This window comes from Phycicoccus sp. Root101, assembly GCF_001426245.1.
GTDB lineage: Bacteria > Actinomycetota > Actinomycetes > Actinomycetales > Dermatophilaceae > Pedococcus.
The window spans coordinates 483,723-502,404 of the sequence record NZ_LMCM01000006.1 but is presented as its reverse complement, the minus strand read 5'-3'; the positions used below and the strand labels follow the sequence as shown (position 1 = coordinate 502,404).

18 protein-coding genes are annotated in these 18,682 nt (G+C 72.5%); 8 read left to right on the top strand and 10 right to left on the bottom strand.

Going from position 1 to position 18,682, the window contains the following annotated elements; all coding sequences use genetic code 11:
* Window positions 1-46: 46 nt before the first annotated feature.
* The gene (locus ASC58_RS09755; protein WP_056919116.1) at window positions 47-1,033 is read right to left on the bottom strand and encodes a BTAD domain-containing putative transcriptional regulator; all 987 of its coding nucleotides are present in this window, start codon (window positions 1,031-1,033) and stop codon (window positions 47-49) included.
* Between the two features lie 309 nt (window positions 1,034-1,342).
* Here ASC58_RS09755 and ASC58_RS09750 point away from each other — a divergent pair, with 309 nt between their 5' ends.
* The 3 genes from ASC58_RS09750 to ASC58_RS09740 are packed head-to-tail and all read left to right on the top strand — an operon-like array spanning window position 1,343 to window position 3,830.
* A complete protein-coding gene (locus ASC58_RS09750; protein ID WP_162254747.1) occupies window positions 1,343-1,987 on the top strand; it encodes a response regulator transcription factor in 645 nt (214 codons plus the stop codon).
* Window positions 1,974-3,362, top strand: coding sequence for a sensor histidine kinase (locus ASC58_RS09745; protein ID WP_056914599.1), 1,389 nt, complete (start codon window positions 1,974-1,976; stop codon window positions 3,360-3,362). The genes ASC58_RS09750 and ASC58_RS09745 overlap by 14 nt, the downstream gene beginning before the upstream one ends.
* Window positions 3,363-3,365: 3 nt before the next feature.
* Window positions 3,366-3,830, top strand: coding sequence for a response regulator transcription factor (locus ASC58_RS09740; RefSeq protein WP_056914598.1), 465 nt, complete (start codon window positions 3,366-3,368; stop codon window positions 3,828-3,830).
* Between the two features lie 12 nt (window positions 3,831-3,842).
* On the opposite strand, the gene ASC58_RS09735 is transcribed toward ASC58_RS09740, so the two are convergent.
* The 5 genes from ASC58_RS09735 to ASC58_RS09715 all read right to left on the bottom strand — a co-directional run bounded on the left by ASC58_RS09735 (window position 3,843) and on the right by ASC58_RS09715 (window position 10,085).
* On the bottom strand, window positions 3,843-4,991 hold the full coding sequence (locus ASC58_RS09735; RefSeq protein WP_056919115.1) for a hypothetical protein: 1,149 nt from the start codon (window positions 4,989-4,991) through the stop codon (window positions 3,843-3,845).
* Between the two features lie 30 nt (window positions 4,992-5,021).
* Entirely contained in the window at window positions 5,022-7,265 is a 2,244-nt protein-coding gene (locus tag ASC58_RS09730) for a multicopper oxidase family protein (RefSeq protein ID WP_056914596.1), read from the bottom strand.
* A 78-nt stretch (window positions 7,266-7,343) separates the two neighbouring features.
* Complete coding sequence (locus tag ASC58_RS09725) at window positions 7,344-8,270, bottom strand: CHAD domain-containing protein (protein ID WP_082553125.1); 927 nt, start codon at window positions 8,268-8,270, stop codon at window positions 7,344-7,346.
* A gap of 73 nt (window positions 8,271-8,343) precedes the next feature.
* Window positions 8,344-9,186 (bottom strand): ABC transporter permease, encoded by an 843-nt coding sequence (locus ASC58_RS09720; RefSeq protein ID WP_056919113.1) that lies wholly within the window; start codon window positions 9,184-9,186, stop codon window positions 8,344-8,346.
* Window positions 9,183-10,085, bottom strand: coding sequence for an ABC transporter ATP-binding protein (locus tag ASC58_RS09715; RefSeq protein ID WP_200947771.1), 903 nt, complete (start codon window positions 10,083-10,085; stop codon window positions 9,183-9,185). The genes ASC58_RS09720 and ASC58_RS09715 overlap by 4 nt, the downstream gene beginning before the upstream one ends.
* Before the next feature lie 140 nt (window positions 10,086-10,225).
* On the opposite strand from ASC58_RS09715, the gene ASC58_RS09710 reads away from it, so the two are divergent.
* Both ASC58_RS09710 and ASC58_RS09705 read left to right on the top strand, forming a co-directional pair.
* A complete protein-coding gene (locus tag ASC58_RS09710) occupies window positions 10,226-10,531 on the top strand; it encodes a helix-turn-helix transcriptional regulator (RefSeq protein WP_056919111.1) in 306 nt (101 codons plus the stop codon).
* Window positions 10,532-10,539: 8 nt separating this feature from the next.
* Window positions 10,540-11,073, top strand: a complete 534-nt coding sequence (locus ASC58_RS09705) for an SRPBCC domain-containing protein (RefSeq protein WP_056919110.1) — start codon at window positions 10,540-10,542, stop codon at window positions 11,071-11,073.
* A 15-nt stretch (window positions 11,074-11,088) separates the two neighbouring features.
* Here the strand turns inward: ASC58_RS09705 and ASC58_RS09700 are convergent, their stop codons facing one another.
* The 4 genes from ASC58_RS09700 to ASC58_RS09685 all read right to left on the bottom strand — a co-directional run bounded on the left by ASC58_RS09700 (window position 11,089) and on the right by ASC58_RS09685 (window position 16,122).
* Window positions 11,089-11,673, bottom strand: coding sequence for a hypothetical protein (locus tag ASC58_RS09700; RefSeq protein ID WP_056919277.1), 585 nt, complete (start codon window positions 11,671-11,673; stop codon window positions 11,089-11,091).
* Window positions 11,674-11,786: 113 nt separating this feature from the next.
* The gene (locus ASC58_RS09695) at window positions 11,787-12,818 is read right to left on the bottom strand and encodes a DUF4386 domain-containing protein (protein ID WP_235529164.1); all 1,032 of its coding nucleotides are present in this window, start codon (window positions 12,816-12,818) and stop codon (window positions 11,787-11,789) included.
* A gap of 129 nt (window positions 12,819-12,947) precedes the next feature.
* Window positions 12,948-15,710 (bottom strand): LuxR C-terminal-related transcriptional regulator, encoded by a 2,763-nt coding sequence (locus ASC58_RS09690; RefSeq protein ID WP_056919109.1) that lies wholly within the window; start codon window positions 15,708-15,710, stop codon window positions 12,948-12,950.
* Window positions 15,711-15,747: 37 nt separating this feature from the next.
* On the bottom strand, window positions 15,748-16,122 hold the full coding sequence (locus ASC58_RS09685; protein WP_056919108.1) for a VOC family protein: 375 nt from the start codon (window positions 16,120-16,122) through the stop codon (window positions 15,748-15,750).
* A gap of 38 nt (window positions 16,123-16,160) precedes the next feature.
* Here ASC58_RS09685 and ASC58_RS09680 point away from each other — a divergent pair, with 38 nt between their 5' ends.
* From ASC58_RS09680 to ASC58_RS09670, 3 genes are read left to right on the top strand one after another with little or no spacing between them, the layout of a single operon-like run.
* A complete protein-coding gene (locus tag ASC58_RS09680) occupies window positions 16,161-17,165 on the top strand; it encodes a zinc-binding alcohol dehydrogenase (RefSeq protein WP_056919107.1) in 1,005 nt (334 codons plus the stop codon).
* Entirely contained in the window at window positions 17,153-17,551 is a 399-nt protein-coding gene (locus tag ASC58_RS09675; protein ID WP_056919106.1) for a 6-carboxytetrahydropterin synthase, read from the top strand. Before ASC58_RS09680 ends, ASC58_RS09675 begins: the two co-directional genes overlap by 13 nt.
* Complete coding sequence (locus ASC58_RS09670; protein ID WP_056919105.1) at window positions 17,548-18,630, top strand: glycosyltransferase family 4 protein; 1,083 nt, start codon at window positions 17,548-17,550, stop codon at window positions 18,628-18,630. Before ASC58_RS09675 ends, ASC58_RS09670 begins: the two co-directional genes overlap by 4 nt.
* Window positions 18,631-18,682 lie beyond the last annotated feature (52 nt).

The window sequence follows — 18,682 nt, the reverse complement described above, 5'->3', positions numbered from 1 at the left end:
CTCGGGGTCACCTCGGGCCGCCAGCCCCCTCAGATGGGGGACCTGCTCAGGCGGAGCTGGCCACCCTCAGGCCGCAGCGGTGCCGGGCCGTGGCGATGAGGGCGTCGAGGGCCCGACAGGCCTCCTCGAGGCCCGTGGCGTCGCCGGTGCGCTCGACGGAACGAAGGGGTGGGGGAGAGAGCTCGGCGTGCACGCGCAGGACCGCTTGCAGCAGGCTCCCCAGCCCCCCGTCGTCACCCCGGGTCCCGGCGAGCAGTCGGCTGAAGGCCGCCCTGATCCCGGGACCGGGGGCGCAGCCGAGCTCTCGGTCGAAGAGTCGCCGGCAGGTGTCGTAGGCGCGCACACCGTCAGCGTGCAGGCCGCGCACCTCCAACGACTCCAGCAGCACCCTCCAGGCCGTCTCGTCGAAGGCGTCACGGTCCAGGGCCCGACGGGCCCAGTGTTCGGCGAGGACGGGCTGGTCGGCGTCGAGCGCCAGCATCCCGGCCTCGACCACCACCTTGCCGACGAGGGCGGCGTGCGCTCGGCGCTCTTCCTCGAGCCACGACGGGGCGAGCTCGTCCGGGACGAGGCCACCCTCCACGAGCAGGAGGCCGGCGGCGTAGTCCACCAGCGCCCGCGTCGGAGGGTTCCCGGGGCGTCGCGCGGCTGCCACGAGGGCACGGAAGCGCTCGACGTCCACCTCGACCAGCGACGGGTCCGCGAGGTACCCCCCGGGCACGGTGCGGACCGGGCTGTCCTGTCCCGGGTGCAGGGGCTCGATGCGCTTGCGCAGCAGGCTGACGTAGCCCTCGAGCGTGCCTGTCGCCCCCGACGGCGGCGCGTCTCCCCAGAGCGCCTCGACGAGGCGCGCCTTCGTGACCGGCTGGCCGGCCCGCAGGAGCAGTGCGATGAGGATGTGGCGCGGTTTCGTCCCCCCGAGCTCGCGCGGACCGAGCACCGATCCGTGCCCCGTGACCGTCACCCGTCCGCACAGCGTGGCCCGCAGCACCGCGGTGCCTGTGATGTCCTCGACCCCATCCCCACCGGTCATGGCCGTTCCCCTTCCGCCACGACCATGCTCGCGCCGAGCAGCGATCCAGAGCTCCGGCAGCCTCGGGGTCGAACGACACCCAATCTGGGGCGGTGGGATCCACGCGCCCACGGCGGTCGCGATCGTTCGCTGCGGTTTGCTGTGGTTCACGACACCATCGGGTGGCCACGATGGTTCGCACGGACTATGGCCCGGGGGACGGGCCGCGCGGATACTGGGCTTGCTGGGCGGGGGTCCACGGCGTGGGGGACGCCGCGCCCTGCATCGGGGGTGACCTGTGGGGAGGTGGCGGCTCTGGTGGGCGAGGTGATGACGCGCGTGCTCGTCGTCGACGACCACGGGACCGTCGCCGACGCCGTGGCCGTCGCCATCTCGAGGGAGGACGACCTCGAGTGCATCGCGACCACGGGCGACGCGGACGAGGCGCTGAGGTTGGCCGGCGAGCTCCGCCCGGACGTGGTCGTCATGGACGTCCGACTCCGCGACGCGGACGGGATCGACACGACGTCGCGGCTGCTCGCCACCGCACCAGCGACGCGGGTCATCATCCTCACCGGGTTCGTCACACGTGGGCTGCTCGAGCGTGCCGTCGCTGCGGGCGCCTGCGGGCTCATGCCCAAGGACGGGCAGCTCGACGACCTCCTGGCCGCGGTCCGGTCGTCGCGCCGGGACGACTTCATGGTGCACCCCAGCCTGGTGCGGCTCCTCGTCGGTGGTGGTGCCGGGAAGCACCACCCCCCGACCACCCCCCTCACCTCCCGGGAGCGGGACGTCCTTGCGCGCCTGGCGGCGGGCGAGGACGCCGGCGGGATCGCCCGCGGCCTCGGCATCTCGCTCCTGACGTGTCGGGGCCACATCAAGAACATCCTGTCCAAGCTGGGTGCCCACACCCAGCTCGAGGCGGTCGTGACGGCGCACCGCCGCGGACTCATCCAGCTCGATGACCCCGACTAGGCTCCTGGCGCGGTGGAGGAGACCGGTCGGGGGCCGGTCCCTGGCCTTCGCCGTCACGCGGTACCTCCTCTCCAGCGCGGTGGTCCTCGTGGCCGTCGGCATCGCGGTGGTGCTCGTCGCCCGCACCCTTGCCGCCGACATCGCGCTGGGTGAGGCGCGCGTGCGCGGTGCGGCCTTCGCCCACACCGTCGCCGCGCCCCTCGTCGACGCGGCCGTGCGTAGGGGTGACCCGGCGCGGACCACGGTGTTCGCCAACGTGATGCGGGCGCGACTGCAGGACGGGTCGATCGTCCACGTGAAGCTCTGGGGGCCGGACGGGAAGGTCATCTGGTCCGACGAGTCCGCCCTGATCGGCGAGCGCTACCCCCTGGACGCCGACGTGGCGGAGCTGTTCGGCACCGAGAAGGTCACCGCAGCAGTGTCCGACCTGACCAAGGTCGAGAACGTCGAGGACCGCCCCAGCCGCCAGCTGCTCGAGGTGTACGCCGGTGCGCACGACGCCGAAGGACAGCCGATCGTGTTCGAGTCCTACTGGTCGACCGACCGGATGCGCGCCGACAACCGCGACATCGTCGTCAAGCTGTCGTTGCTCGCCCTGGGTGCCCTGGCCCTCTTCCAGCTCGCGCTGCTGCCCCTGGTGCGCACCCTCGTGCGCAGGGTCGACAAGGCCCGGGACGAGCGGAACGTCATGGTGCGCCACGCGTTGTCCGCGTCGGACCTGGAGCGGCGCCGGATCGCCGCGGACCTCCACGACGGCCTCGTCCAGGACCTGACGGGGCTGGCGTACACGCTCCCGGCGGTGATCCGGGCGATCCCGGAGTCCGACGCCGACTCACGGCGGGTGCTGGTCGCCGTGCGTGAGGGGCTCGACCGGGACGTCATCGCCCTGCGTGGTCTGCTGACCGACATCTACCCTGCGGACCTGGCCGACGAGGGGCTGCTCGTCGCCGTCGAGGAGCTGGCCGAACGAGCACGCGAGAAGGGGCTGGACGTGCACGTGCGCATCGACCCCGAGATCCCACGCGCCTCCGCCGAGTCGGTCCAGCTCGTCTACCGGGTCGTGCGGGAAGCGCTGCGCAACGTCGTGCGCCACGCCCACGCCTCGTCCGCGTGGGTGGAGGCGTGGGTGGAAGGGCCGGTGGCCCGCGTGACGGTGGCCGACGACGGAGTGGGTATGGCGCCGGGTGCCACGGAGCGCGGTCATGTCGGCCTTCGCCTGCTCGCGGACACCCTGGTCGACTTCGGGGGCGGCCTCGAGCTGGGCACCCCGAAGGGTGGCGGGGTCGAGGTCCGGGCGACCATCCCGTTGACCCTCGACCCGCGGCTGACCTCGCTGGACACCGTGCGCTCCGATCCGGCGTCCCGCCGTGACTAGCAGGTGTTCGTCGGGCCCGAGGTCAGCCCGAGGCCGTTCGGCGACGATGCGTCCACGGGCCTGGTGCAGTGGCCCTTCCGCTACGACAAGGAGGTCGAGGTGATCCGGGTCCTCGTCGTCGACGACTCGGCCCCGGTGCGGCTGGGGCTGCTGGCCCTGTTCGCCTCGCAGCACGACCTCGTGGTCTGCGGGGATGCACGGGACGGCCACGCAGGGGTGCTCATGGCCACGACCACGTCCCCCGACGTGGTCGTCATGGATCTCTCGATGCCCGGACTCGACGGCCTGGAGGCCACCCGCCAGATCCTCGAAGCAGCCCCCCACGTCCGAGTGGTCGTGCTGACCGGACGCTCCCGCGCTCGCTCGGAGAAGGCGGCTCTGGAGGCGGGGGCCACCGTCTTCGTCATGAAGGGAGACGGGCCGGAGTCGTTGCTGGCGGCCGTCCGGGCGGCGAGCCCGGTGACCTGAGCACAACACTTCTCAGTGGTGGTGCCCCGCGACGGTGGAGCCGTGGGCGGGGGCGACGCCGAAGCCGTCGAAGCCCGCGAGCCCGGTGCCGGAGAACCCGACCGTGGTCACCGTGAGCAGGGCCATGACGGCGATCCAGCCGCGGTGTGGCCCGGTCCCTGGCCGGGACCCCAGCCCGGGTCGCGCGAGGACGAGGACGACTGCTGCCGCCAGGGTGGCGAGCTCGAGCAGGCAGGCGGAGACGTCCGCCAGCCCGACGGCCTCGGCGGTGCCCGGCTCGGGCCCGAACGGCAGCCCCACGGTCCGCGAGCAGAGCCACACCAGGAGCGGTCCCAGCGAGGCGACCGCCGCGGCCACCAGGGTGGATGCCTGGGGTCGTCGGATGACGAGGATCGCGGCGGCGAGCTCGACACCGGTGAGTGCGACGAAGAAGGCGCCGGCCGCGGGCCACTCGACCAGGTGCTCGGGTACCACGGCGCCGTGGATCACCGCGCTGCACACCAGTCCGACGGCGAGCAGGCGGCGCAGGTCGTCCGCGCGGGAGCGTGCCGCGCCCTCGGCCCGCCCGGGCGCGCTGACCCGGAGCCTTCCCCCGCGCACCGCCACCACCCAGCCGACCAGGACGAGGTTGGTGAGCAGGATCAGCCCCATCCCCATGACGACCGAACGCTCCTGCAGGGCGAGCGTCGCCCGGCGCTGGATGCCCAGGCAGTCTCCGGCCACGCACCGGCCCTGCATCGTGGCCATGAGGCCGAGCTGGCTGCTCTCGAGCTCGTAGTCGTAGGCCGTGCTGGCCCCGAGGGCGAGGAGTCCGGCGACGGTCCCGGCGAGGGCGATGAGCAGGGCCGTGACAGGGACCGAGGGCCGGGCTCGCAGCACCGGGCCGTACAGCCGGGCCGAGAGGACGAGCGCTGCGAGCACGGCCAGCACGAAGGCGGGGACGAGGACGGTGGAGTCACGCACCCAGCTGCCGAACAGGTCCTGCGTGCGTTGGATGGCTCCGAAGGCGCCCCGCAGCGACGTCATCCAGTACCCGTCCGCGAACGACATCAGCACGGCAAGCGGCAGGACGGTCAGCCAGGGGACGGCTGCGCGGCCGGCGACCGCGGGACGGTTCGTGGCGATGGAGGTGGACATGGAGGTGGACATGGAGGTGGACACGGCGCACTCTCTCGTTTCGGCTGTCGCCGGTCAGGAGGTGATCTCCCAGCCGAACATCATGGCGTGGTCCTCGTGGGCGAGGTTGTGGCAGTGGGCGACGTACGGGCCCACGAAGTCGCGGAACCCTCGGTAGACGATCACCGACTCACCGGGGTCGAGGGCGGCGAGGTCCTCGCGGGAGACGTCGTCAGGATGGCCCTTGTCGCCTCCGGCAGTGACGTCCTTGCCGCCGCGCATCACGGTGCGGTGCTCCTCCATGTGGAGGTGGAACGGGTGGACCCAGCCGCCTCCGCCGTTGCGGATCTCCCACAGGTTGAAGCTGTTCTTCCGCTGCTGGGCGAGGGGGGTCTTGCCGGCGTTGTTCTTCAGGCTCGTGGCGACGACGTCCGGGGTGAACGGGCTGCCGTTGATCAACCACTCGATCTCGCCGCCGGCGCTGCCTCGCTGGACCTCGAAGATCAAGCGGTTGTCCAGCATGGTCTTCCAGTTGCTGGGCAGAGGGGGGAGGGGCCGCATGGCCGTGGGGACCTGGCTGTCGTCGGGGGCGCTGTCGCCGATGACGAACTTGAGCACCGGCACCTTGTAGTTCGGGTCGGGGGAGAACCTCGAGGAGTTCGACCACATCCGGCCGTTCGGCATCTTCATGACGTCGGTGAGGTAGATGACGTCGCCCTTGGTGGTGGGCGTCCCGTCCTGGTACCGGGTGAAGTCGATGATGACCTCGCGGCGCTTGGCCGGCCAGAGCTCGAACGAGTCGCGCTTCACGGGGAACGGCAGCAGCCCGCCGTCGGAGGCGATCTGGGTGAACTGCATGCACTGCTGGCCGTCCGGGATGCGGTACTGGCCCTCGAGCTCGTCATCGGTGTAGCCGAGCGAGGCTGCCGTCCGGGGGCCCTGGGTCGAGGCCATCAGCTTGAACTCGTAGATCCGGGCGACCGAGCAGTCGAGGAAGCGGAAGCGGTACTTGCGGCGCTTCACCTCCAGGACCGGGTATGCGGTGCCGTTGACCGTGAAGATGTCGCCGACGAACCCGTGGCTGGGAAAGTGCTTGAAGAACGTCTTGCCCCACCACTCCGGGTGGACCGACGGGTTCTTGGCCGCGGGGAACTCACCGAGGGTGTCGTGCATGTCCTTGTGCATGGTGACACCGTCGTCGAGCCGGCAGTCGTAGAAGGCCAGCGGGATGTCGTAGTCCACGTCGAAGGAGCCGTCAGGGTGGTCGGTGCGGACGCCGGGCAGCCGAAGGCCCTGCCGCTCGTCGCCCATGTCCATCCCGTTCTTCGGGTCGTAGATGGGGTAGAGCCCGACCATGCCCTTGTAGACGTTGGCTCCGGTGTGGTCCATCCGGTGGTCGTGGAACCAGAAGAAGCTCTGCTTCTCCCGGTCGTCGTTGCCCGCCGGCCAGTTGAGGTAGAGGTTGTCGCAGAAGGTCTGCGGAAGGTAGCCGTGGTACTTCGGACCGGCCGTCATCGAGTAGTGCGGGTTGCCGTCGCTCTCGGGGGCCGTGTGGCCGTTGTGCAGGTGGGTCAGGAAGGACCAGTCGGGTGCGCCGAAGTCCTGGCGGTCCAGCCCGAGCGGGTTCTCGTCGAGGTGGTTCTCGAACCGCACGAGGACGGGCCGCCCGTACTCGGCGTTGATCATGGGACCGGGGAAGGCGCCGTTGAAGCCGTAGATGGTGCTGAGGGGGAGGAACCGCTTCGTCCCGGCGGCGACCGGGTGCCCCTGCTGGTCGAAGGAGAGCGTTGGACGCCCGTTCTTGTCGATGGGCAGGACCATGGACGTCGTGAAGGCGTGCTGGCGAACCAGCAGGTCGATCTTGTAGACGAGCGGGTCCGGGCACCCGATGTCGCTCGACCAGATCTGGTGGCGCTCGTTCTGCATCGAGTTCTGTTGGCCTGACCCGGGACCGGGTGGCTTGGACCACGAGCTAAACTCCGACACGGGCACGGGTGCGAGGGCCTTGGGCACCGGCAGGACGTCGGTGAACGGCGACAGGATCAGTGGGCTCGTGGGGAAGGCCTCGATGTAGACGAGGTCGGCCAGGGCTGTGGAGGTGGCGGCGAAGGCGCCGCTCGGCGAGAGCAGCCCCCGCTGGGAGAGGAAGAGGCTCCCCGGTCCCTGGGCGGCCGCGACGGCGAGGCCGAGGCTGCCGGCGGCCCCGAGGCGCAGGACGGTTCGCCGCGTCACCCCGGCGCTGTCATTGTCCTTCGTGGCGGTGCCGACGGGGTCGGCTCCCCCGAGCGGTTCGCCTGGGTCGATGGTCACGTCGTTCATGAGGTCACCGTCCCGCCGGGACCTCGGGATTTCCTCGGGTCAGGGACTAGTCCACACTGCGGTCAGGGTGCCTGCCCCTCACCTCGGGCCGTGCGAGCCGCTGGGTCGACGGCGTCGGCGAACCAGGCCCTGCACCTCCGCGCGGAGGGCCTGCGCCCTCCGCAGCTCGCGTTCGTGGAGGACGCCGAACACGAAGCTCTCGCCCGGCGAGGAGCCTGCGGCCGAGCCGAGCCGCAGCAGCAGCTCGGCACCCACGGTGCAGTCCCGGTGCTCTCCCAGCGCCTTCTGCAGCCGCTCGTGGCGCCGTGCCGACTTCGCGGCCGCCGGTCCCACGACCGGCAAGAGCACCTCTGCGGCATACCGGGCCCGCTTCGCCGCCTTGCGGGCACGGTGCAGCTCGTCGAGGTCGTCGGAGGCGGCCGCAGGGCGCAGCGTCCGGTCGACCGTCCGGTCGGCCCTGTCCACCATCGTGGCGACGGCGGAGGAGGACCGGAGGACGCCGCCGCTCCAGGCCGGACGGGCACCCCAGCTCGTGACGGCAACGAGGAGGGCGCGGTGCCTCACCCCGGCGTGCGCCTCCCGGACCCGGGTCCAGTGCTCGAGCCTGTCCCGCTCCAGCGCGGCATCGATCCGAGCCCTGACACGGTCCCGCGGCAGTGCCGGGTCGACCCCGGACACCAGCGTGTCGAGTCGGCCCTGGAGCACTTGCAGGTCGCGCACGGCGCCGAGAAGCCCTGACCACCAACGCAGCTCGCCATCGAGGGCATCGGCCGCCTCCCTGTCGAACAGCGGTGAGTACACCCGCAACGTGCTGCGGATCCGACGACCGGCGACCCGCGTGTCGTGGACCGCGAAGTCGTCGCCGGCACCGAGGCGCTGGTCGCCGACCACGAGGGCGGCGCACTGCTGCGCGAGGTAGGCCGCGACGAGGCGGCGAGCGCCCTCCTGGTCCAGCACCGGTAGAGCCGCCCCGGCCCAGCGGTCGCCTGACGCTCGGTGCCCCATGTGAGGACCCTACCCACGCACGGGAAGGGCCCCCGGGTCGCCTGGCGACTCGGGGGCCCTGCGTCCGTACGGGTCACTTCACCTCGGTGCGACGGACGACGAGGAGTCCGACAGCCATCGGCAGGAGGAACCACAGCGCCCCGGACACCCCGAGCTGCTGCCACTGCTGGCTGTTCAGGGTGCCGTCGAACAGCGGCCGCTGCGCGTAGCTGTAGTCCACCCAGGGCTGCAGGTCGGCGAACCACTTCTGGTTGGCGGCCAGCAGGCCCAACAGGGGAGGCAGCACCAGGGTGTAGACGAAGTAGGTGACGATCGCCCCGGCGGAGTTGCGGATGACCAGCCCGAGCATGAAGCCGAACAGCATGCCGAGGACGCTGCCGAGGACGATCAGGGCGAAGTGGGCCACCGAGACGTTCCAGACGGGGTCGACCCCGGCGACGGCGCTGCCGACGAGCGTGCCGACCGCGCCCACGGCCAGGGCGACGAACATCGACACGACCCCCACACCGGTGGCGGCGAGGAACTTCGCGCCCAGCACCCGGCCGCGGTGGGGGACGAGGGTGAAGGTGGTCAGACCGCTGCGCTGGGTCCACTCACTCGTCACGGCGAGGATGCCGATCATGGGCAGGATGACGGTCATCGGTGCGCCGATCGCCGCGGCGAAGTTGTCGAACGTCAGCTGGTCGTCGGGCGCGAACACGATGATCGCGGCGGTGGCCAGGAGGTTCGTGATGACCAGGCTCGCCATCAGCCAGAACCCGGCGCGGGTGTCGAACATCTTGCGCAGCTCGACCCCGACGAGACGGGTCAGGGGGATGCGCGTCTGCGTGCTCCGGGGACGGGGCGCGACGGTGCCGCTCGTGGACCGGGGCGGGCCCGCGGTCGGGGTCGACGGGGTCAGGGTCGTGGTGGTCATGCTGCTGCTCCTTCGCGCTGGGTGTCTGCGGTGAGCTCGAGGAACATCTCCTCGAGCCCTGCCCCCTCGGCGGCACGGAGCTCGGTGAGCACCACACGTGCGGCGAGGGCCGCCTCACCGACCTGGTCGGGCGAGGCGTCGGTGCGCACGCTGCCGTCGGCGTGCACGGTGGCGGTGAGTCCGGCCTGCTCCATCGCGCGGGCGAGGGCCGCGGCGTCACGGGTGCGGGCGAGGGTGCCCGCAGCGGCGAGGAGGTCGGCCTTGGTTCCCTGGGCCACGATCCGCCCGTGCCCGATGACGACGAGGTCGTCGGCGATGACCTCGATCTCGTGCAGGAGGTGGGAGGAGAGCAGGACGGTCCCGCCCTGGTCCGCGAACCCGCGCAGGAGGTCACGCATCCAGCGGATCCCGGCAGGGTCGAGCCCGTTGGCCGGCTCGTCCAGGATGAGGATGCGCGGGTCGCCGAGGAGCGCGGTGCCGATCCCGAGCCGTTGACGCATGCCCAACGAGTAGTCGCGGACCCGGCGGTCGGCCTCCGCGGAGGTCAGGCTGACCAGGTCGAGCATCTCCTGGACCCGCGTGCGGGGCAGCCCCATCGTCCGCTGGGCCAGGGTGAGGATCTCGCGCCCGGTCCGGCCGGCGTGCTGCGCCGAAGCGTCGAGCAGGACGCCGACCTCGGCACCGGGGTTCGGCAGGTCGGCGAACCGGTGCCCGTCCATGGTGACGGTCCCGGAGGTGGGAGGGGTGAGGCCGACCATGATGCGCATGGTGGTCGACTTGCCGGCGCCGTTCGGGCCGAGGAAGCCGGTCACCCGACCGGTGGCCGCAGTGAACGAGACGTCGTCGACGGCGGTCATCGCGCGTCCGTAGGTCTTGGTGAGTGATTCGACGGTGATCATGACGAGCATCGTGTCGCCGCACGGGTGCCCGCCACATCGGGGAGGAACCCCTGCCCGTCCCTGACCGCACCCTGAGGCGGCCTCAGGGTTCCTCGATGAGTACCCTTGCGGGTACGTAACCGACCGGGTACTCTCGCTGCATGGATGCAGTGCTGCAGGCGTTGGCGGACCCGAGCAGGCGCACGGTGATGGGGATCCTTCGGGACCACCCGGCCACCGCGGGCGAGCTCGCCGACGCCCTGCCCATCGCGAGGCCCGGGGTGTCACGGCACCTGCGGGTGATGCGGGAGGCCGGGCTGGTCGAGGTCCGCCAGGACGCGCAGCGCCGGATCTACAGCCTGAGGCCCGAGGCGCTCGTCGAGGTCGACGAGTGGCTGGAGGACTACCGCGCCCTGTGGCAGAACCGCCTCGGTGCGCTGCACACGGAGATCGCTCGAGGAAAGTAGGCACGCAGATGACCGTCAACGGGACGATGAGGGCCCTGGACCAGACCAGGGGAGCAGTACGCGTGGAGGACGTCTACGACACCGACATCCACGACCTGTGGGACGCGTGCACCGTCCCCGAGCGGCTGGCGCGCTGGATCGCCGAGGTGTCCGGCGACCTGCGGGAGGGCGGCACCGCGCAGGCGGTGTTCACGAGCTCGTGGGCGGGGCCGGTGCGGATCGAGGTCTGCGACGCACCGCACCACCTCCTGATCAGCTCCGAGCCGGGGTCGGACGAGGCCTCCACGATCGAGGCCTGGTTCACCGTCGAGGGTTCCGGCACCCGCCTCGTGGTGGAGGAGCGCGGGCTGCCGGTGGGTGCGCTGGCCTTCTACGGCGCCGGCTGGCAGGCCCACCTCGAGGACCTCGGACGGTCCCTGCGTGGCGACGGGCCCGTCCACGCCACGGGGTGGTCCGCCGAGCAGCCCGCCCCGGCCTGGCACGCACGGTGGACCGAGCTCACTCCCCGTTACCAGGACGCCGGGGCCGCGACGTCCCCCTGAGCGGCCGCAGGTGGCTCAGACCGTGGTGCGCATGACCCAGCGCCACTTGGCGATCTGCCGGTCACGGACGAAGCCGAACTGCTCGAAGAGCTCCTCCGGGCCGGTGTGCAGGTAGGCGCCTCGCTGCGGAGGACGCTCGGCGGTCTGCTCGGGGTAGGCCTCGACCACACCGCCCCCGGCCGCCCGGATGGCCTCGAGGGCGCCGTCGACGGCAGCCCGGGCGACCCCCGCGCCACGGTGCTTCGCACCGGTGAAGATGCACCCGATGCGCCAGTCGGGGAGGACGTCCGCACCGCGCTCGTACCTCGCGCGGTTCTGGATGTTGGGGAGCTCGACCGGCGAGCCGTACTGGCACCAGCCCACGCAGGTCGCGTCGTCGTAGACGAGCACCTGGTGCACCGTGCCGCGTTCGACGTGCCCGAGCTTCGCCTGCCGGTTTCCCTCGCGCGTGTGGCCCGCGCCGACGCCCTCGGGATGGAACCCCATGCACCAGCACCCGCCCCATACGCCGTTGTTGGCCTCGACGAGCGCGCTGAAGTCCGGCCACGTCTCGATGGTCAGGGGTGCGGTGCGGTAGGCGGTCCGGCGCTCCTCGCTCACGAGGGAGATGGTGCCACGGGCCACCGACACGGGTCGTGGCCCGAGGACGGCGCCGCAGCTGCGGCGCCGCCCTCGGGGCGATGGGTCGGGCGTGGCCCGGGATGCGTGACCGGTCAGGCGTCGCTGCGGGCGGGCAGGGCGGCCACGGCCCTGCGGTCGAAGCCCTTGAAGGTCATCCAGCAGCCGAGGGCGAGCTCCCACGCCGCGATCGGGAGGGCCAGGACCGAGGCGACGGGGGAGACCTGGTCGAAGGCACCGAACAGCGTGGCGAGGACCGAGCCCAGGAGCAGCGGTGCACCGACCAGTCCCACGGTGGTGATTAGGCGGGGCACGAGCCGTGCGCGGTGCAGGACGGTGGCGAGGAGGATGGCGTTGAGGGCCGGCATGAGCCCGGGCCCGAGCAGGAAGGTCCAGTTCCGCACGGCCACGAGCGCCTGCCCGGTGGCCGTCAGGGCCGTCGCGTCACCGGCGAGGCCGGCCGCGTCCTGGCGCAGGGTGACCACGGCCAGGAGGCTCACCACCCCGATCATCACGACGGCGCCCTCCATCAGACGAGAGGTGACGAAACCCAGTGCCATGGACTCGTTGCGCCGCTTCAGCACCGGGAACAGGGCGACCGCGGACCCGACGGCGGTCAGGGCGTTCACGACGTCGAGGACGCAGCCCCAGATGACGCGGGTGTCCTGTCCGCCGCCGGTGATGTAGTCGGCGTCGTGGAGGACGGGCCCGAGCAGGATGAGCGCGGGGATGGAGGACGCGAACGTGAGCAGGTAGAAGATGCCTGCCAGTCGGGTGTGGTTGCGCGTGGCGTCGATGGGCGCCCCTCCGGTCAGGACGGGCGGTGCTGCGGCGGTGGTGGTCATGTCAGGCTCCTGTGGGTGAGGGGTCGTGCCGTGGTGTGCCGGGTGGGTCCCGTGGTCGGGCTGCGTGACCGAGGCCAGGGGCAGCCCGAGGTCGCGGAGCTGCTGGAGCAGGCCGTGCAGGGCGGCCTGGTCGGCGACGGGACCGCTGAGCTGGCTGAAGCCGTCACGGGTGGTCAGGGCCATGCCCTCGAACCGGGTCGCCCACCGCGGCTCGAGACGGCTGCGGAGGCGGATCTCGTACCACCCGGACTCGTCCGGGCAGCTGGTCGGTGCGGTGTCCATGCCCGAAACCTAGGAGCGCCGGTGGCGGCCTGGCCTCACCACATCTGGTGAACCGTGTGGTGGTCCTGCCTGGTGGTCCTGCGTGGTGGTCGCAGGGGGGTCCCGGGCGGCGCCCCCCGGGTGGGGCCGTCAGCGTCGGTCGGGGAGCAGGCCGAGCTCTCGGCCGCGCGTCACGGCGGTGAGCCGGCTGTTGACGCCGAGCTTGGCGTAGATGCTCTTGGTGTGGGTGCGGACGGTGTTGAGCGACACCACGAGCTCGCGCGCGATGGCAGGCCCGTCGAGGTCGCTCGCCAGCAGCCGGAGCACGTCGAGCTCTCGCCCGCTCAGGGGGTCGACCAACCCTTGCACTGCCGGTGCGGGAGGTGTTGGCACAGAACGGAATCCGTCAAGGACTCGACGAGGGTGGCCCCACGTCGGGTTCGCGCGGACCAACGCCTCCATCAGGCTGCGCATCGGCGACCCCTCGTCGACGAAGACGCGGACGTGGCCCTCCACCTCCGCCAGGCGCACGGCCTGTTCGAGGACGCGTATGGCGCCGGGCTCGTCCCGACGGCCGTGCCGGGCCCGGTGGGCGAGGGACTGCAGGACCAGGGTCTCGATCACCGTCCCGGTCCGCCCGCCGCCCTGGGCCGCCTCGTGGAGCCGGCCGAGGAGGTCCTCGGCCGCTCCGAGGATGCGGGTCGAACCTTCGAGTGCGTTCTGGCGCAACAGGATCCGCGCGAGAGTGAGGTGTTCGTACTCCCGCACGTAGTGGAGCTCGTCGTCCGCGCCGAGGTGCTGCTCGCGCACCCAGTCGAGGGCGTCGACGAGACGGTCCACGGCGAGGAGCGCCCTGGCCCGTTGCGCCGGGACGGGCCGGACGTTCGGTGAGAAGTCCCCGACGTAGACGCGGTCCGCCTCCTCGAGCAGACGGATCGTCCCCGCCGGGTCTGCCGTCGCCCGGAGCAGGCCGGCCCGGGCGACGCGCAGGCGGTAGGGATGCTGGGGCAGCCCGTTGGGCTCGCCGAGCTCGTCCGCGCGACGGAGGTGCTCCGCGGCGGCCGACAGCTCACCGCGCTCGAGGGCGACCATGGCCAGGCCCACCATCATGTCCGCGCTGCCTCGCAGGGCGCCGCCCTCCGAGTGCTGTTCCGCCAGGCGCAGGGCCCCCTCGTAGGTGTCCACCGCATCACCGAGACGTCCCTGGGTGATGCGCAGGTCGGCCAGGGTGATCGAGCAGCCCAGCACGTCGGAGTGGTTGCCGGCCCGGCGCAGGCCCGCGACCGCGGCGGAGTAGCCGCGGTGGGCGGTGTCGAGGTCCCCCGTGGCCCACGAGGCCAGACCGGACAGGGCTGACCCGGCAGCCACGGTGAGGTCGTCACCGGGCGCTGCCCGCGCCACCGCGAGGTCGGCGTGGGCGGTGGCGCCGGCCAGGTCGCCGCGGACCAGGGCGAGCGCCGCCCGGTAGGTCTCCATCGCCCCTCGCAGGCGTGGGAGCTCCGAGGCGACCAGCACGCGCGTGTCCGGTGGGGGGTCGTCGAGGACCGACTGGAGGTCGCCCAGGCGCTCCTCGACATCGGCAAATTCGCCGCTGGACATGAGGGCCCCGATGAGCCCGAGCGCCAGGACCGGGCGCCGGTGCGCGACCACCGCGGGGATGTCGGCGATCCAGCGTCGGACGGTGCTCTCCCGGCGGTCGCGCAGCATGCCGATCACGCACCCCTCGACGACGTCGGCCGCGAGCTCGACATCGTGGCCGGCCACGGCGTGACGCACCGCCGCCTCGGGCTCGCCGTGGGCGGCATACCAGCGGGCTGCGCGCCCGTGGAGCTCGACGGCGCGCCCCGGCGCCTCGTCGTCGAGGTGGGAGCGCAGCACCTCGGCGAAGAGGTGGTGGTAGCGGTACCACTGCCGGGTGTCGTCGAGGGGGACGACGAAGAGGTTCAACCGCTCGAGCTGCTGCAGCACGGAACGGCCGTCGTCGCCCCCGGTGACGGCATCGCAGAGCGGACCGCTGAGGCGGTCGAGGACCGAGGTGTCGAGCAGGAACCGGCGCACCTCCTCGGGTTGGCGGGCCACCACCTCCTCCACGAGGTAGTCGACGACGTACCGGTCGTCGCCGGCGAAACCCGCGATGAAGGCGGTGGGATCAGGACGGTCCCGCAGCGACAGGGCCGCCAGCTGCAGGGCCGCGATCCACCCCTCGGTCCGGCCCTCGAGGGCCACGATGTCGCTGGCCCGCAGACCCAGGCCCACGACGCCGTTGAGGTAGGCGGTCACCTCGTCGCCGGTGAAGCGCAGGTCTGCGGCCCGGACCTCGAGCAGCTCGCCGCGGGCCCGCAACCGGGCCAGCGGGAGGTCGGGGTCGGCACGCGTGCCGATCACCAGCCGCACCTGCGGGGGCAGGTGCTGGAGCAGGAACTCGACATCGGCCGCGACCTGCGGGCCGTCGACCTGGTGGTAGTCGTCGAGGACGAGGTCGATCCCGTCGGGGTGGGCCGCGAGCTCGTTGAGCAGCAGGGTGATCGCGGCACGGACCGGGGTACGTCCGTCGTCGAGCAGGGTCGCCGCGCCCGCACCGACCCCCGGGGCGGCCTGCTCGAGGGCTGCGACGACGTGGGCCCAGAAGGTGTCGGGGTGGCGTTCGGAGGACTCCAACGACACCCACGCGACGGCGCGCCCGGCGGCCGCTGCCGTGGCCGCCCAGGTCGCGAGGAGCGTGGACTTGCCGAAGCCGGGTGGCGCCGACACCAGCACCAGCCGCGGGCCCACGGAGCCGTGGAGGCCCCCGGAGCGTCGGTCGGGGTGGCCGGCCGAGGGGGCCGACAGCCGGGAGGACAGCCGTGGCCGGGGGACCAGGTCGTCGCGCGCGGGAGGGACGTGCAGCTTGGTGCGGACGAGGGGGGTCGGCAACGGGTCACCTCACTCTTCTCGCGGCGACGATCCGACCCTAGGGCACGGGTGGCCCGGGATCAGGCGGGCTGCCAGAGCTCCACCGGTTGCCCTCAGGATCGGTGACCCAGCCGAACCGGCCGACCCCGTCCATGTCCTGCGTCTCGGGGGAGACCGCGGCGCCGTGGGCCCGCAGCTGCGCCAGCATGGCGTCCAGGTCACTCACCCGGAAGTTGAGCATCACCTGCTGGCTGGGGGAGCCGAAGTAGTCCGTGTCGGAAGGGAACGCCGCGACGACGGTGGGCCCGGCCTGCGGCTGCCACGAACCGTGCTCGTCGAGGTCGAGGCCGAGGCACTCGCGGTACCAGCCCACCAGGGCTTCCGGGTCGGTCGCCCGCACGAACCATCCGCCGATGCCGAGGACACGTTCCATGGGGTCATCCTGCCAGCCCGGCCGCTACAGTCGCTGGCGTGCACCGAGCTGCGCGCGCCTTCTGGACGGTGGGCCCCTCGACGGGGGAGATCCGGCCCGTCGGGCTGGCGTCGGTGGGGCCCGACGACGTGCTCGTCCGGGCCACCCACTCGGGAGTGAGCCGGGGGACCGAACGCCTCGTCTTCGAGGGTCGGGTGCCGCCCGGGGAGTATGCCGCGATGCGGGCACCGTTCCAGGAGGGCGACTTCCCGTGGCCGGTGAAGTACGGGTACCTCAGTGTCGGCGTCGTCGAGGAGGGGCCACGAGAACTGGTGGGGCGCAGCGTGTTCGCGCTCCACCCGCACCAGACCGCGTACGTCGTCCCGGCGGCTTCGGTGTCCGTGGTGCCCGACGACGTCCCACCCGAGCGGGCCGTGCTGACGGGCACGGTCGAGACGGCCGTGAACGCCCTGTGGGACGCGGCACCGCGCATCGGCGACCGGGTCGCGGTGGTGGGCGCGGGCATGGTGGGGTGCTGCGTCGCGCGGCTGCTCGCAGGGGTCCCGGGGAGCCGCGTCACGCTCGTCGACGTCGACCCCACCCGGGAGGCGGTGGCGTCGGCCCTGGGGGTCGGCTTCGCCCTCGCCGAACGGGCCCGCGACCTCGCCGGCGGTTGCGACCTCACCGTGCACACCAGCGCGACGTCGGCCGGGCTCCAGCTGGCCGTCGACCTGCTGGGCGCCGAGGGTCAGGTGCTGGAGCTCAGCTGGTACGGCGACCAGGAGGTCACCGTGTCGCTGGGCGGTTCGTTCCACTCGGGGCGGCTGTCCATCCGTGCCAGCCAGGTCAGCGCGGTGGCCGCGGCCCGACGCCCGAGGCGTTCGCCCGCCGACCGGCGCGCCCTCGCGCTGGAGCTGCTGCGGGACCCGGCCCTCGACGTGCTGCTCACGGGCCGTTCGGACTTCGACGCGCTGCCCGAGGTCATGGGCCGGCTGGCCGACGGCAGCCTCCCCGCGATCTGCCACACGATCACCTACGACGCGGAGGCGCCATGTTCACCGTGACCGTCCGGGACCACATGATGGTCGCGCACAGCCTGCGGGGTGAGGTCTTCGGGCCGGCCCAACGCCTGCACGGAGCCACCTACGTGGTCGACGCGAGCTTTCGCAGCGCGTCCCTCGACGAGGACTCCGTCGTCGTCGACATCGGGCGGGCAACCGAGCAGCTGCACGAGGTGCTCGGGGAGCTCGGCTACCGGAACCTCGACGAGGTGCCCGCCCTGGCGGGGCTCAACACCACGACCGAGACACTGGCCCGGGTGGTCGCGGACGCCCTCGCCGTCCGCATCCGTGCCGGCGGGCTCGGGGAGGGGGCACGTCGGCTGGCGGGGATCACCGTGACGTTGCGGGAGTCCCACCTCGCCTGGGCCAGCTACGAGCTCGACCTGTGAGGACCGTCCACGTCGTGCTGCCCGACATCGTCGACGACCCGCTGCACCCCAGCGGGGGCAACACCTATGACACCAAGGTCTGTGCGGCCCTGGCCGAGCTCGGCTGGGGCGTTCACCGGCACCTGCTGCCCGGAGCCTGGCCGGACGCGGACCCGGCGGCCCGTGCCGGGCTGGCGGCAGTCCTTGCCGAGCTGCCGGACGGCGCGACGGTGCTGCTCGACGGCCTCGTCGCCTCGGGCACGGCCGAGCTCCTCGTGCCCGCGTCGTCGAGGCTGAGGGTCGTGGTGCTCGTGCACCTTCCGCTCGGTGCGGCTGACACCGTGAGCGGCGCGGTGCCCGTCCGGACCCGACGCGATGCCGAGGGGGCGGTCCTTCGCCGTGCCGCCGCCGTGGTCGCGACCAGCGACTGGAGCCGGGAGTGGTTGCTCGAGCACTACGCGATCTCCCCACAGCGTGTGCAGGTCGCCGAACCGGGGTCGGACCCCGCGCCCGTCGCGCCCGGGGCCCCCGGGGGGCGCGAGCTGCTGTCCGTCGCGGCGGTGGTGCCGGCCAAGGGGCACGAAGAGCTGGTGACGGCCCTGACGGGTGTCCGTGATCTTCCCTGGCGCATGACCTGCGCAGGCGCCGTCGACCTCGACCCGGGGCACGTGCGGCGGTTGGCCCGCCGGTGCGAGGAGGAGGGGATCGGCGACCGTGTCCGCTTCGTGGGCCCGCAGCCGTCCGGTCGGCTCCAGCACACGTATGCCGCGTCCGACCTGCTCGTCCACCCCTCCCGGCTGGAGACGTACGGGCTGGTGGTGACCGAGGCGCTGGCGAGGGCGCTGCCGGTGGTGACGACCGCCGTGGGCGGGGTCGCGCAGGCACTGGGGACGGCTCCCGACGGCGAGGTGCCCGGACGCCTCGTGCCCGCAGGCGACGCCCGTGCCCTCACCGGTGCGCTCCGGGACTGGCTCGGCGACCCGGACCTGCGGGACCGGTGGCGCCGGGCGGCCCTCGGCCGCCGAGCCACGCTGCCGTCGTGGACGGCGACGGCCCGGACGGTCTCCGCCGTCCTGGAGCCCGCCGCCCTGTCGGCGTGAACCTCCGGGGCGGCTCCTCCGTGTACCCACTGAGCGCCCTCCGAGGGAAGGT